The organism is Acidovorax sacchari (assembly GCF_042847045.1).
Taxonomy (GTDB): Bacteria; Pseudomonadota; Gammaproteobacteria; order Burkholderiales; family Burkholderiaceae_C; genus Paracidovorax; species Paracidovorax sacchari.
Genome location: NZ_AP035783.1, coordinates 2,179,791 through 2,193,270, shown reverse-complemented (window position 1 = coordinate 2,193,270; position 13,480 = coordinate 2,179,791). Strand labels below are relative to the sequence as shown.

11 protein-coding genes are annotated in these 13,480 nt (G+C 65.5%); 10 read left to right on the top strand and 1 reads right to left on the bottom strand.

All coding sequences use genetic code 11. The annotated features are described in order from the left end of the window. The first annotated feature begins 77 nt into the window (after positions 1 to 77). The 7 genes from ACGHC0_RS10005 to ACGHC0_RS09975 all read left to right on the top strand — a co-directional run bounded on the left by ACGHC0_RS10005 (position 78) and on the right by ACGHC0_RS09975 (position 7,278). Complete coding sequence (locus ACGHC0_RS10005; protein ID WP_368355077.1) at positions 78 to 635, top strand: RNA polymerase sigma factor; 558 nt, start codon at positions 78 to 80, stop codon at positions 633 to 635. 137 nt (positions 636 to 772) lie between these two features. Next, positions 773 to 1,798: a FecR family protein gene (locus ACGHC0_RS10000; RefSeq protein WP_415268106.1), complete on the top strand. Its 1,026-nt coding sequence runs from the start codon at positions 773 to 775 to the stop codon at positions 1,796 to 1,798. A 106-nt stretch (positions 1,799 to 1,904) separates the two neighbouring features. After that, a complete protein-coding gene (locus tag ACGHC0_RS09995) occupies positions 1,905 to 4,313 on the top strand; it encodes a TonB-dependent siderophore receptor (RefSeq protein ID WP_415268105.1) in 2,409 nt (802 codons plus the stop codon). Positions 4,314 to 4,384: 71 nt separating this feature from the next. Beyond that, a complete protein-coding gene (locus tag ACGHC0_RS09990) occupies positions 4,385 to 4,660 on the top strand; it encodes a hypothetical protein (protein WP_368355074.1) in 276 nt (91 codons plus the stop codon). Beyond that, positions 4,653 to 4,946 carry a hypothetical protein gene (locus tag ACGHC0_RS09985; RefSeq protein WP_368355073.1) on the top strand — a complete coding sequence of 98 codons (294 nt, stop codon included), beginning with the start codon at positions 4,653 to 4,655 and terminating at the stop codon, positions 4,944 to 4,946. Before ACGHC0_RS09990 ends, ACGHC0_RS09985 begins: the two co-directional genes overlap by 8 nt. Before the next feature lie 7 nt (positions 4,947 to 4,953). After that, the gene (locus ACGHC0_RS09980) at positions 4,954 to 6,609 is read left to right on the top strand and encodes a PepSY-associated TM helix domain-containing protein (protein WP_415268104.1); all 1,656 of its coding nucleotides are present in this window, start codon (positions 4,954 to 4,956) and stop codon (positions 6,607 to 6,609) included. 180 nt (positions 6,610 to 6,789) lie between these two features. Further along, on the top strand, positions 6,790 to 7,278 hold the full coding sequence (locus ACGHC0_RS09975) for a class I SAM-dependent methyltransferase (protein WP_368355071.1): 489 nt from the start codon (positions 6,790 to 6,792) through the stop codon (positions 7,276 to 7,278). Positions 7,279 to 7,781: 503 nt separating this feature from the next. On the opposite strand, the gene ACGHC0_RS09970 is transcribed toward ACGHC0_RS09975, so the two are convergent. Further along, positions 7,782 to 8,744 (bottom strand): helix-turn-helix transcriptional regulator, encoded by a 963-nt coding sequence (locus ACGHC0_RS09970; RefSeq protein WP_415268103.1) that lies wholly within the window; start codon positions 8,742 to 8,744, stop codon positions 7,782 to 7,784. Between the two features lie 98 nt (positions 8,745 to 8,842). Here ACGHC0_RS09970 and ACGHC0_RS09965 point away from each other — a divergent pair, with 98 nt between their 5' ends. Genes ACGHC0_RS09965 through ACGHC0_RS09955 form a run of 3 tightly spaced genes read left to right on the top strand, consistent with a single transcriptional unit; the run spans position 8,843 to position 13,479 of the window. Continuing rightward, positions 8,843 to 10,981, top strand: coding sequence for a TonB-dependent receptor (locus tag ACGHC0_RS09965; protein ID WP_415268102.1), 2,139 nt, complete (start codon positions 8,843 to 8,845; stop codon positions 10,979 to 10,981). A 15-nt stretch (positions 10,982 to 10,996) separates the two neighbouring features. After that, complete coding sequence (locus ACGHC0_RS09960) at positions 10,997 to 12,265, top strand: MFS transporter (RefSeq protein ID WP_415268101.1); 1,269 nt, start codon at positions 10,997 to 10,999, stop codon at positions 12,263 to 12,265. Further along, a complete protein-coding gene (locus tag ACGHC0_RS09955) occupies positions 12,262 to 13,479 on the top strand; it encodes an FAD-dependent monooxygenase (protein ID WP_415268100.1) in 1,218 nt (405 codons plus the stop codon). Before ACGHC0_RS09960 ends, ACGHC0_RS09955 begins: the two co-directional genes overlap by 4 nt. Position 13,480 lies beyond the last annotated feature (1 nt).

Here is a 13,480-nt window from a genome sequence, read left to right as displayed (position 1 = left end):
CAAAGCTCAGCCGCCGCCACAGTCCGACGCCCATCTGCTGAGGGGAATACGTCGTTTCCTTCTGGCAAGGCCAATCCGTGCTTGAGCGCTACTACCGAGAACTGCTGGGTTTTCTTTCTCGCGCCGTGAAAGACCGCGACACCGCGGCTGATCTGACGCAGGAAAGCTACGCCCGCGTACTGGCGGTGCAGCAGTCAGGCCAGCCCGTACATGACCCGCGCGCGCTGCTGTATCGCACGGCCCGCAATCTCATGATCGATCAGCACCGCCGCGCGGACGTACGGGTCGACTCGGGCATGGCCGCCTCTCTGGACGACCAGGAAGCAGGCCTCGACGACCTGCCCGGCCCGCCGTCCCAGCAGCCCGATGCCATCTTGTCCACGCGCGAGAACTTGGCGGCCGTCATTGCCGTCATCGACAAGCTCCCTCCGCGCTGTCGCGAAGCCTTCATCCTCTACAAGTTCGACGGCCTGTCCTACGCCGAGATCGCCGAGCGGATGGGTATCTCCCCCCGTACTGTCGAAATGCAGTTGAAGATCGCCATGCAGGCCTGCTGGCGCCGCCTTGACGAACACGAAGGCAGCGGCGCGCAGCCCTCGCCGGTCCGGGGCCGGAAAAAGCGCTCCGATCCATGAAGCCAGGAAAATTTCTTGCGCGGCCCCCGTTCAGATACCGTATTTGACGCCGTTGGTGCGTCTACATAAGAAGAGAAGCTTTTTCCATGATTCCTCGGCCACCACCACCAGAAGACGCCTCTGGCTTGCGCCAGGACGTGCTTGACTGGTTCATCCGTCGCCAGCGCGACGGCTGGAGCGCCCGGGACGAAACCGAGTTCCAGGCGTGGCTGGACGCCGATGCCATCCACCGCCAGCGCTATGCGCAGTGGGAATCGCACTGGAGGGCCTTCGACGGAATTTCCGCCGCCGATGTGGCTCAATTGCGCCGCAACCTCGAGCGCGACAAGGTACGGGAGGAGGACGCCCGGCAAAACCGTGCCCATGGGGGGGTGGCTCCGCAAGGCGTCTCCCGCCGCAGCGTCTTCGCGCCCGCTCTGGCTGTGGCGTCCCTCGCAATCCTTGTTGGCGGCGCCGGGCTGGTGGCCTGGAACCACTTGCAGGCCCAGCCCGTGTTCGCCCAGGCCTTCTCCACCCAGCGCGGCCAGCAGACCGAGGTGGCGTTGCCCGACGGCAGCCGCCTGCGTTTGGACACCGCCACCCGGCTGGAGGTCACCTACTACCGCATGCGGCGCGAAGTGAGGCTCCAGGATGGCCAAGTCGTGTTCAGCGTGCAGGCCGATACCGAACGCCCATTCCACGTGCTGGCCGGCCCGGTGGACGTTACCGTGGTTGGAACCAAGTTCTCAGTGCGACATACGCCCCGCCTGCCGGGCAGTCAAGGGGTGCAGGTGGCCGTGGAGCGAGGCCAGGTGCTGGTGGCCCGCAGGGATGGCGCGTCAGCCGGCCTGCCCGCTACGGTGGACCTCACCGCCGGCCAGCAAATCGAGGTGGATTCCATGGGTGCCCTGGGCACCGTGGGGGCAGTGCCTGGCGACGGTATCGCGCCCTGGCGTGACAACCGCGTCAGCTTCGTGAATACCCCGCTGGTACAGGCCCTGGCCGAACTGGAGCGCTACGGCGACACGGGTCTCGCGGTGCGCGACCCCGCCATCGCCGCTCTGCGCCTGTCGGGCACCTTCGACCCGCGCGACGCGATGACACTGCGACGCGTGCTGCCGAATGCCCTGCCGGTGCAGCTGCGGGACGCGGAAGGCGTCACTGAAATAGTGCCCGCACGTTAAGGGCACGCGGGCGGACAAAAAAATCTGAAATTCATTACCGTATTTCTGGCAACTCGCGCGTCTTCATTAGTAGGAAGCATTCGCATTCACTACCAAGAGGACCTTCATGAGTCGCCAGAACTTTCGGCCGGCCCCCCTTGCCTTGGCCATTGCCTTTGCATTGGGGGCTAGCGCCGTTGGTGCGCAGGGTGCTGCGCAGCCCGATGCGCCGGTGCCGATCAGCATCCCGCCCCAGCCGCTCGCAGACGCGCTCAATGGCTGGGCGCGACAGACCCGCATCCAGCTCATCGCACCGCAAGGCTTGGTGACAGGCAAGACCGCCCCGGCCGTCTCAGGCACGCTGACCCCGAACCAGGCGCTGAACCGCCTGCTCTCCGGCAGCGGATTGATCGCCGCATGGGAAGCCAGTGCCGTCGTCATCAAGGCGGCTCCGCCCTTCGATGGCGGCCTGGCGACGCTGGCGCCCGTGACGGTGACGGGCAAGGCCGAACGCGGCGACGGCCTGCCCGAAGCGTATGCCGGCGGGCAAGTCGCACGCGGTGGGCGGCTTGGCATCCTGGGCAACGTGGACGTGATGGATGCGCCCTTCAACACCACCAACTACACCTCCGAGCTGATCGACAACCAGCAGGCCGCCACGCTCGCGGATGTTCTGAAGAACGACCCTTCGGTCACTATTTCCCAGTCATCGGCCATCTCGAATCCAGGAAATTTCATTGTTCGAGGATTCACCGCCAATACCAATTCATCCACGTATGACGGCGTGTCCGGGATGATGCCGTGGTGGGGTGCTTTTCCCGCCGAGTTCATCGAGAGGGTGGAAGTGCTCAAAGGCCCGAACGCGCTGCTCAACGGCATGTCGCCCGCCGGCACTGTGGGCGGCACCGTCAACCTGGTTCCCAAGCGGGCACGCGACAACCCCTTGACGCGCCTGACGCTGGGCATGGAGTCGGATGCCTTGTGGACGAGCCACCTGGACGCCGGCCGCCGCTTTGGCGCCAATGGCGAATGGGGCGTGCGCTTCAACGGCAGCTACAAGAACGGCGAGGGCTATATCGACGATCAGAAGAGAGAGAGCTACGCCGGTGCCCTCGCACTGGACTATCGCGGCGACCGGGTGCGCCTGACGCTGGACAGCTATCGCTTTCAGCAAAAAATGCATGGCGGGGGACCACTGATCGCCTACGCCGCCTCCGGCCTGACTTCGCTGCCTGATGCCCCCGACGGCAGCACCAACATGCTTCCGAATGCCCGTGAGAGCAAATCAACGACCAGCGCGCTCATCCTTGGCGGCGAATACGACTTCAACGACCGTTGGACTGCCTACGCCAAGCTGGGTGTGTCGCACGACGACATCCCGGCGATGTGGTCGGGAAACATGACGACTCAAGCCAATGGCGCAGGAAGCCTGAGCATCACGGCCTGGCCATCGGACCTCAAGAGCAAAACTGCCCAGGCGGGCCTGCGGGGCCGCTTCCAGACCGGTGAGGTCAGTCATGCGGTGTCCCTGAGTGCCTCGTATCTAAAGCAGGACGAGTACTCCTACAGGAATTTCGGCGTTGCTCGGCCGTCCAACATCTATATGCCCGCGCCCATCGTGTCTTGGCAGACCACGCCGAACCCTCTACCAAAGAGCGATGAAAGAACACTCAGCGGAGTCGCACTAGCCGACACGCTCGGCTTCATGGACGACCGCGTGCTGCTGACGATGGGCGTGCGGCGGCAGAATGTGAAGGACACGGCCTTTGCTAAAGGCGTCGTGAGTTCCGCCTACGACGAAGGCGTCTGGTCGCCCATGGTTGGACTGGTGCTCAAGCCGACCGGCACTCTTTCGCTCTACGCCAACCACATCGAGGGGCTGTCTGCGGGCACGGTCGTAGGCCCGGCTTTCGCAAACGCGAGCGAAGTCTTTCCTCCCTACAAGACGAAGCAAAGCGAGATCGGTGCGAAGCTGCAAACGGGCAGCTACACCAACACGATCAGCTTGTTCCAGATCGCCAGGCCGAGCGTGATTGCCGACAACAGCACCACGCCACCCACGGCGCGCCTGGACGGGGAGCAGCGCAATCGCGGCATCGAATGGGCGACCTTCGGCGAGTTGACGCGCGGCCTGCGCGCGCTCGGTGGGGTGACCTATCTGCAGGGCAAGCAGACCAGAACGCAGGGCGGGCTGAACGCCGGCAACCAGGCGCCCGGCGCCCCGCGCTGGACCGTCAAGTTAGGCACTGACTGGGACGTGCCAGGCTTGCTTGGCCTCGCGCTCAATGGCCGAGTGACTTACACCAGCGCCCAGTACGTCGACAACGCCAATGTGTTGAAGATTCCGTCATGGACGGTGTTTGATGTGGGAGCGCGCTATGCGGCCCGGCTGGGCGGCAAGGGAGTCGTATTCCGCGCCAACGTCGAAAACCTGTTCAACAAGAACTACTGGCAAGGCGTCGGCGCCGCTCTCTCCGGCTCCGTGGTCCTGGGCGCGCCGCGTACTTTCCGCCTGTCGGCTGCCATCGATTTCTGATCAAAGCAGGCGCCAGCGCATGCCGACAAGCGATGGCGCCATTTTGCTGATAGCAGGGAGTTGCCCGAGCAATGCTTGTCCTTTCCGCCATCGTGTCCACAGCCTTGGGTTCCGCCTGCCTCTACCTGGCCAGTCCCAACCAGAAATGGCTTGAGCGCGTGCTGTCCATTCGGCTGCTCCTGGCTGCCGCTTGCCTGCTGCTGGCCACCGGCCTGTCGCTGTGGATCGTCGCGCTACGCCCGCTGTCCGGCCTATTCGTGACGCTGCATGTGGCAATGGTCTGTCTGTTGGCCTTCCCCTACACCGCCGCGATTCGCGGCGTCTGGCGGAGGAGCTGGCGTGGCTAAAGCTATTCGTCCCGACTGGTGGGGCAAAGCCAGCGCCGGCGCCATCCTCGGTCTGGGCTTGGCGCTCTCGCTGGTCGGCCTCTACGCCTATCTAGGCCCAGGTGGCATAGAGGCTCCAGGTGGTCGTTACTCGCTGATGCGCCACCTCGAAGCCTTCGTCTGGATCGCCGTGTTCGGCTTCTGCTTCCTATTTCGCAGCGGGGCTGCCGCTTGGGGCTGGCTCGGAACGGCCAACCTGCTCGCCTTCGCGGCGCTGTTCGCGTGTCGTTTCCATTTCTTCGCGTGAAGGCATCATGATCCGCGCCGACATCGTCAAACTCTACAAGACCGTCCATACCTGGATCGGCATCATCTGCGGCTTCGCGCTGTTCATTGCCTTCTATGCGGGTGCGCTCACCATGTTCCAGGAGCCGATTGCTCGCTGGGCCTCGCCGCCCGCCGCAGGGGTGGCCGCGGTTTCCCTGGACGATGCCCCCCGCCTTTTGGAACTGGTGGCCGCCGCCCATCCTGAAGTGCGGGAGGAAGGCATGACGCTGCACTTGCGCGGGCACGAGAACGAGCCCGCGCGGGTGACCTGGAAAGAGGACGCGCCACATGAAGAAGGCCAGCCGCACGGTCACGTGCACTGGTGGGCAACGCTGGAGCCCGACGGCACGCTGCTGGCAAAGCCCGAGGAGCCGTCTGAACTGGCGGAGTTCATCAACAACATCCACATGCGCGTCGGGATTCCAGAGCCTTGGGGATCGCACCTTATGGGCATGATCTCACTGCTTTACGGCGTGGCGCTGATCGCAGGGGTGATCGTACTGATGCCGTCTCTCGCCAAAGACTTCCTGGCACTGCGCGTCGGCCGCAACCTCAAGCGAATGTGGTTGGACGCGCACAACATCGTCGGAATAACAGCGCTGCCTTTCCACCTCGTGATCGCCGTCACTGCCACGGCGTGGGGGTTCGGCGGACCACTCTGGTCCGCCCAGGAGAGCGTGATCTTCGGCGGCAAGCAGCAAATCCTGATGAAACGCGATTTCCAACGATGGCTGACACCGGAGCCCGCCGGCGAGGCGGGCGTCATGATGCCGCCCGCGCAACTGCTCCAGCACCTGAACGCTCTGGCGCCCGGCTTTGAGCCCAAACTCATGACCTTCACGAACTTCGGAGACAAGGCCGCTGCCGTCAAATTCGCCGGAGCCGATCGCGGCTACGTCGGGGACACCATCTTCGGAGGCGTCATCCTCAGCGCCGTCACTGGCGCGCTCATCAGAGATAACCGTGCATCGGTCCAAGATCTCGATCGGCGGGTCGGAACAACGATCCTCGCCCTGCATACCGGGGAATATGGTGGAACAACGATCAAATGGACTTACTTCCTCCTTGGGTTGTCCGGCGCCTGGCTTTTCTATTCGGGCAACCTGCTGTGGATCGAGAGCCGGCGCAAGAGAGCCCGCGAGATCGGCGAAGTCGAGCAACCACTTGCCTCCCGACTGCTAGGCAGTGCCACGGTAGGGGCCTGCCTGGGTTGCGTCGCGGGCATATCGGCCACCGTCGTCGCCGCCAAGTGGCTGTACGGCCACGTGGCCGATCTCGGTCATTGGCATGCCCTGATTTACTACGCCGTCTTCTTCGGCGCGGTCGCCTGGGCCTTCGCCTCAGGCGCCGCGCGTTCGGCGGTGCATCTGCTCTGGCTGTGCGCGGTCGCAACGCTCGCGATTCCGTTGACTACGCTGGCGGCGCTGCTTCTTCCGTCGCCAGGCCTGTGGGCCCATGGCAGCGCGGCAACGATAGGCGTCGATGTGACCGCCCTGGCAGGCGCGATGTGCTTTGCAAGCATGGCGATTGTCACAAGATACCGGCTCACGAACGGCCCTGCCGACACCATCTGGTCAATACGCAAGCAAAGTACAGCCCTCCCACCCTCCAAGCCATCGCGCTGCTTCTCCGAATCACCATGAGCATCCGCTTTCGAAGAGCCGTGCGCGCACACGAGGCATCGCTCAAGCGGACACCGTAGCCGCACGGCACGCCCACAGTGTGTCGAATGCGCGGGCAGGCATGCTCGGACTCGGCTTTCTGTCCAAAGACCGCGGCGATTCCGCCGACGAGCACCGGTCCTGTATTCACAGGGACGATTTATGTCTGTTCACAACTCCGCCACTGGATATGAATCAGCAGCAAAGATCTACGCTGGCGGTCGCCCTGGCTACCCTGGCGAAGCCGTGGCCTGGCTCAGGGACACGGTGGGCGTGGAGCCGGGCCGCACGACCTTGGAAGTCGGAGCGGGAACGGGCAAGTTCATTCCCTGCCTTCTTGAATTTGAATGCCGCGGGAAAATCATCGCAGTGGAACCCATCGAGGCCATGCGTCGCGAACTCAAAGAAGCGTTTCCCGACGTGCTCGCACTCGAGGGATCCGCAGAGGCCATTCCTCTGCCAGACCGCTCGGTGAACGCCGTTGTCTGTGCGCAGGCATTCCATGGGTTCGCCACCGCTGCCGCCCTGGAGGAAATGCACCGGGTTCTCGTGCCGGGCGGGGTGCCGGGATCGATCTGGAACGGCAGGGACGAATCGGAGAACAGCATGCGCACAACGAACACATCGGATCCGCAGAGCAAGTCATCGTAAATCGCACCCTTTCCATCAGCTTCATCGCTGCGTTGCCATCTCAACAACGCGCACGAGTGGAGCGCCAGGTGCGTGCGCTGATCGAACGGACTCCTGAACTGAGGGGGAAGCCCTCAGTCCGCCTCCCCTACGAAACCTCGATGTTTGCATTTCGCAAGACATGACCAGCCCGGTGCCGTGCCAGCGAGCCGCGAGCCAATGCCAGTCGCCCCGCTTTGCCCCCCGTATTCACGAAGCTCTCGGCGATGCCGTTGCTCCGTGGGCCGCACACAGGCTTCATTTTGGTCGCCGTAGCCTCCACGAGAGCAGGTACACGGACGAACAGATCATCGGGTCCATCAGGCAGGCAGACGTCGGCATGAGCGTGGCGCCCCCGTGCCGCCGAGACGTCGGCTGGCGACCACGTCACAGGATGTCCATTGGCCGCAGCACCACGCGACATCTGCCGCGGGGAGCGACGTCCCGGTGCGCAGTCCCATCGCTCCAGGCACGGACTCCGTGGATCAATGGCGGCGCGCCTTCAACCATTCGCGCGGCAGCACCCCCCGCGATTCCCTGAAGGATTTGCTGAAATGGCTCAGGCTGGCAAACCCGACCGCGGCCGCAGTGTCGGTCACGCTCGTGCCGGCTGCCAACATCGCTGCCGCCGCCGACAGGCGCACTTCGCGCAGGTGGTCGTGGACGGAACGCCCTGCCATCGCCTTGAATCCCGCCTGCAGCTTCTTTTCGCCAAGTCCCACCTCGCGGGCGAGGCGATCGAGCGTCCATTCTTCCTCGAAGCGTTCATCCAGAAGCCGCTTGGCCTGCAGCAGACGCGGCCGTTCGCGTGACATCGTGGACAGGGGCGAAGTGGGTCCGACCGTCTGCAGAACGATCGCGAGCGCTTCCAGCGCCTTGGCGCGCAGGTAGAGCGAACGCACGGTCTTGTCCGAGAAGTCGCAGGTCAGGATGTCGGTCGCCACGCGCAGCAGCGATGCCGGCGCCGGGAACCCGCCCATGAGCGTCTGCGCCGCCGGCAGGCTGCAGTCCTGCAGGAACTGTCCCTGTAGAGCCAGCAGAGGCCGCCCGCCGGCTTGACGCAGCCCGTCGAGCGTGAAACGGATGTCCACCAGCCGACTGGACATGCCGCCCTGCATGACAAAGCGGCCGGCCGAAGGCCGGTCCGCGGTCTGGACCACCGCCATGCCCGAGTGCAGGTGCAGCGGCGGGCCACCGTCGAGCGCCATGCTGGCCTGCCCCTCCAGCAAGACGCCGATGCAGAACATTGCCGGCCCCTCGGCCGTGATGTCCAGACCGACTGAAGGCCGACCGCTCCAGCAGCCGATGGTGGCGCCCTCGTCCAGATCGTGCATGCGGACCATACGCGCCCACTCCGCAGGAATGCGAACGCTCGGGAGCAGATGGTGCCCGCTCAGGCTCAGTTCGCCATCGCGGTGCCACTCGATGGCGCCGGTACCCACCTTCATGAAATTTCTCCTCGAAATCGCTAATCGGGACGTGAATCCGTTAGCGCCGCTTCCTTGGATAGGAATAATTCTCATTTATTCTAAAACACTGCCCTCCTATGTCCATTGCTCCTCCGGGCGCCGCGGCGCCACTACTGCCACATCCTCTCGCCCGGACAGCCAAACGAACAACCACCGCGGCCCTCTCCCTGGCAGCGTGCGCGGCGGCTGTGGCGCAGGTTTCGACCACCGGGGCCCCACCAGCCACCCAGCCGACCGTGACCGTTACCGCCAGCAAACGCGACCAGTCGCTGGACAGCCTCAATGGGGCAGCGGTCATCGTCGATCGCCAGGCGCTCGACGACACGCAGGCCACCAACACGCTCGATCTCGCCCGCGCGCTGCCCGGGGTGCAAATGCTGCAGAGCGGCTCGCTGCTGTTTCCGGTCATCAGCGTGCGGGGCGTCACCTCGGCACAGGACTTCTACAATCCGGCACTGACGGTCTATGTCGATGGGGTGCCGCAACTACCGATCTTTTCGACCCAGACGTTGCTGGGCGTCGACCGCGTGGAATTGCTCAAGGGACCGCAAGGCACGCTCTACGGCAAGAGTGCGGAAGGCGGCGTTCTCAACATCGTGACGCTGCCACCGGACAACATCACGCGGGCCCGGCTGCGGACCGGCGTCTCCAGCCGGAACGGCTACCAGGCCGAAGCGGAAGCCGCCGGTCCGTTGGTCCGGGGCCTGTTGTATGGCTCCGTCTCCGTGGCACGCATCAACGCGCCTGGCGATCTGCGCAACGATACGACCGGCGCTGACCACCAAGGCGGGACTCGGTCGACGGCCGGCACGGCGCGTCTGCGGCTCGCGCCCACAGGCGCACCCTGGGAGGCTGCGCTGGCCATCGGCAGGGATTGCACGACCGCGAGCCAGGACGCCTACGTTCCCTTCGATGACCCCTCGAGCCGCAGCGCCTTTGTGATGCAGGGCATGCCAGCCGCGTTTGCCGACTTCCACCAGCGGCGGTGCGGCGACAGCCAGTCGTTCACGGGCCGCTACGACTTCGGCCAATGGCGGCTGAGCGCCCTCACTGCGTGGCAGCGCGCGGACATCCAGCGCGCGTTCCCGATAGGCCCGTACTTTTCACAGCATCCAGAGCACTGGCGGCAGAACGTGCAGGAACTGCGGCTTTCCACGAATGCGCCCGGCCGCGCCTGGGACGCGGTGTTCGGCCTGTACCGGCAGGACGTCGATCAGTCGCGCACTTACATCAACGACCTCAAGACACCCATCGTCGCGAATGCCCTCACCACAGCCTCCAGCAACCAGAGCAAGGCGCTCGCGGCCTATGGTGATGTGACCTGGCATGCCACACGCGCGCTCGACTTGTCGGCGGGTCTGCGCGCCTCACGCGACAAGGCACGCACTCGGTTCGATGGCAGCGCGCTGGACTTCGCGACCTTCACGCCGCGGGCGTTCTCCGGCAATGCAGACACCGACGGCGATCACGTGCTGGGACGAGTGTCCGCAGGCTATCGACTGACACCAGCATGGCGCCTTTACGCCAACGTATCGCAGGGCTACAAGCCCGGCGGCTTCAACCTGGCGCCCTCCAGCCCGGCGGATGCGCAGGCTTTCCAGAAGGAACGCTCCACCAGCACCGAGATCGGGACCCGTTTCACCGAACAGTCCCTGCGGGCTTCCGCAGCGCTGTACCGCATCGACGTCAAGGACGCGCAGCTCTACAGCGTCAACAGCGTCGGCTACCAGAGCCTTCGCAACGTCGGCAACACCCACTCGACCGGGCTGGAACTGGAGGCGGAGTGGGACGCCTCCCCGGCCTGGACGCTGGGCCTGTCCGGCTTTGCCAACCATGCAACCTTCCGCCGCTACGTGGACGCATCGTGCGCAAGTTGCCAGGGCAACGATGTGCCCTTCGCGCCGCCATATGGCCTGACAGCCAGTATCAAGGGACGTCTGTCCACCGCCATCGGAACGCTGCGTCCCCAGGTGACGATTCAACGTGTCGGCGCGCAGTATTTCGACATCGCCAACCAGCTGCGGCAGCCGGCGTACACCGCGGTCAACGCAACGATCGCCTGGCGCGTCAGGCCGAGCCTCGAGTTCGCGCTATACGCCCACAACCTCACCGATACGAAGTACCGGACCTACGGCTTCTCGGGCGGTCCGCTCGGCAACTTCGCCCAGGTGGCCACCGGGCGGACCGTGGGCCTGACGCTCACCTGGGATCTCTGATCGATGTGCTCGTCCATGCGAGCCAAATCGCGGCTGGAGCCTCTGCTGGCCGCCATCGGAGGCATCTACGTCACGCAGAGCATGGTGACGGGCATCGCGATGATGTCGGTGCCCGCCCTCCTGCGCGCGGCCGGCGTCTCCCTGCAATGGATCGGCATGGCTTCGCTGTTCATGCTGCCTTGGGCATTGAAGTTCCTGTGGGCGCCGATGGTGGAGCGGTGGCGGCTGCCGGTAGATCGGCCTGAACGTCGCTCACGCCCGTTGATCCTGGCTGGCCAGTGGCTGCTCGCCGCGGTGCTGCTGACCACGGCGCTGTTCGGCGCCCTCTCTGTGCGGGGTAGCCACGGACTGCGGCTGGACTCGGTGTGGCTGATGGTGGCACTGCTGATCGCCGCCTTCCTCGCGGCGACGATGGACATCGCCTGCGACGGCTTCGCCGTCGACCAGTTGGCGGCCCATCAGCGCGGCTGGGGCAACGTGGCGCAGGTCGGCGGCAGCTACCTGGGCATCGCGATCGGCGGTAGCGCGTTCCTCCTGATGGCCCAGGTCTCCGGCTGGCCGGCGGCACTTGCGTCCGCGGGCTTGCTCGCGGCACTGCTGACGCTGCCACTGCTGGCGGTCGGCGAGGCACCGCGCCCGGCCGGCGCCGAACTCGGCCACCGACCCGCGCTGCGGCATGCCTTCGGTGATGCCCAGGTCAGGCGCGGCCTGCTGTTGACGCTGATCTGCGGTGCTGGCGTTCGCCTGGCAGCAGGCATGCTCACCCCATTGCTGATCGACCGGGGCGCAAGCGTCGCGCTCGTGGGCCTGCTCAATGGCGTGCTGGGCGTCGGCTGCGGCTTGGCGGGTACGTTGGGTGGTGGACTGCTGGTGCGGCGCACAGGTGCCTGCCGAGCGGTGGCGGTGGCCGTTGCCCTGGAGACCGCCGTGCTGCTGGCCCTGATGCTGGCGGCACACACTGCCTCGGTGGAACTGCTGGCCACACTCCTCGGGCTCAAGCTCGCGGCCATGGCTTGCGCCTTCGTCGCCATCTACTCGCTGCTGATGGGCTGGGCTTCACCACGGCAAGCCGGCGTGGACTTCACCTTGTTCCAATGCGCCGATGCCCTGATCGCCGCATCCGCAGGCATGGCCGGGGGCTTGATGGCGCACCGCTGGGGCTACGGCGCGTGCTTCGCCGTGGCTACGGCACTGTCGGCGCTTGCAACCCTGTACACGGTGCACCTGTGGACTTCCCGCACGAATGCACTCGCCCCCCCCTCCGCCCCAACACACGCCCCATGATGTCTTCGCAGAAGCAACCCTTTGCCCTGATCGCCGGCGCCGGCGTGGCCGGCCTGGCCGCCGCCTGGTGGCTCAGCCACGCCGGCTGGCGCGTGCGCATCGTCGAACGCGCTGCGCATCTGCGCGATGGCGGTCACATGATGGGGCTTTCGGGCCCTGGCCTGGCCACAGTCCGGAAGATGGGACTCGTGCCGCGGCTGAAGAAAGTAGCCTATCCCGACATGGGGATACACGTGTACCGGAACCGGGCGGGGCGCGAGATCCTGCGGATGGACTACCGCGCCCTGCTGAGCGAAATGGACTGGATCACATTGCGCCGGACCGAGCTCGTGCGCATCCTGCACGAAGAGATCCGCGACCAGATCGAGCTCAGCTTCGGTACAACGGTCGCAGCGTTCGACAATGCAGAGTCCGGGATCGCGATCCAGCTGTCCGACGGCAGCAATCTCGACGCGGATCTGCTGGTCGCCGCCGATGGAGTGCACTCTGCACTCCGTGCACAGGCCTTCGCGCCCGATGTGCAATGCCTTCGGCCACTCGGCTACCGCTACGCCGCCTACGACGTGCCCGACACGCTGCGGTTGAAGGAGAGCTTTCTTTCCTATGCCGAACCCGGTCTGCAGTCGGAGTACTACACCCTCGCTTCGGGCCGGCTGGCGGCACTGCACGTTTGGCGGAGTGCCGAGCAGGGCTTCGTTGCGCCGCAGGCACGGCTCGATGTGCTGCGCGACCTCGTCCAGAACAGCCATGACGTGGTCCGAGCGGTGCTCGATGCCGTCGAGCCGCAGGCCGATGTCGTGATCGACGATCTCGCAGTCGTCGAACTGCCGCGCTGGCACAGCGGACGCGTGGTGCTGCTGGGCGACTCCGCGCACAGCCTGTCACTGATCTCGGGCCAGGGCGCGGGTCTGGCGCTGGCGTCGGCCAGCATCCTGGCGGAGGAACTGGAACGCGCCGCCGGTCGAGGCGCAGGTCCTTCCGGTCAGCAGCTCGCTGTGGCGTTCGCCCGCCAGGACCAGCGCCTGCGGCCCACCGTCGCGCGGCTGCAGCAACGCAGCCGCAAGCTGGCGCCAGCGTTCGTGCCGGCCACGCCGCTGGCCTTTCACCTGCGCAATCTAGCGCTGCGCACCATGCCGAACGCCCTCTTGCGGCGCGTTTTCCTCAATGGCCTGAAGTCCGAGGCAGAGGCCATGGAAGCGCTTCGCCAGCCTTGAT

What these genes read in the sequence shown, in the direction of transcription:
- ACGHC0_RS09975 (WP_368355071.1), top strand. Translation starts at nt 6,790, where the DNA reads ATGTCTGTTCACAACTCCGCCACTGGATATGAATCAGCAGCAAAGATC.
- ACGHC0_RS09980 (WP_415268104.1), top strand. Translation starts at nt 4,954, where the DNA reads ATGATCCGCGCCGACATCGTCAAACTCTACAAGACCGTCCATACCTGG.
- ACGHC0_RS09970 (WP_415268103.1), bottom strand. Translation starts at nt 8,744, where the DNA reads ATGAAGGTGGGTACCGGCGCCATCGAGTGGCACCGCGATGGCGAACTG.
- ACGHC0_RS09960 (WP_415268101.1), top strand. Translation starts at nt 10,997, where the DNA reads ATGCGAGCCAAATCGCGGCTGGAGCCTCTGCTGGCCGCCATCGGAGGC.
- ACGHC0_RS09955 (WP_415268100.1), top strand. Translation starts at nt 12,262, where the DNA reads ATGATGTCTTCGCAGAAGCAACCCTTTGCCCTGATCGCCGGCGCCGGC.
- ACGHC0_RS09965 (WP_415268102.1), top strand. Translation starts at nt 8,843, where the DNA reads ATGTCCATTGCTCCTCCGGGCGCCGCGGCGCCACTACTGCCACATCCT.
- ACGHC0_RS09995 (WP_415268105.1), top strand. Translation starts at nt 1,905, where the DNA reads ATGAGTCGCCAGAACTTTCGGCCGGCCCCCCTTGCCTTGGCCATTGCC.
- ACGHC0_RS09990 (WP_368355074.1), top strand. Translation starts at nt 4,385, where the DNA reads ATGCTTGTCCTTTCCGCCATCGTGTCCACAGCCTTGGGTTCCGCCTGC.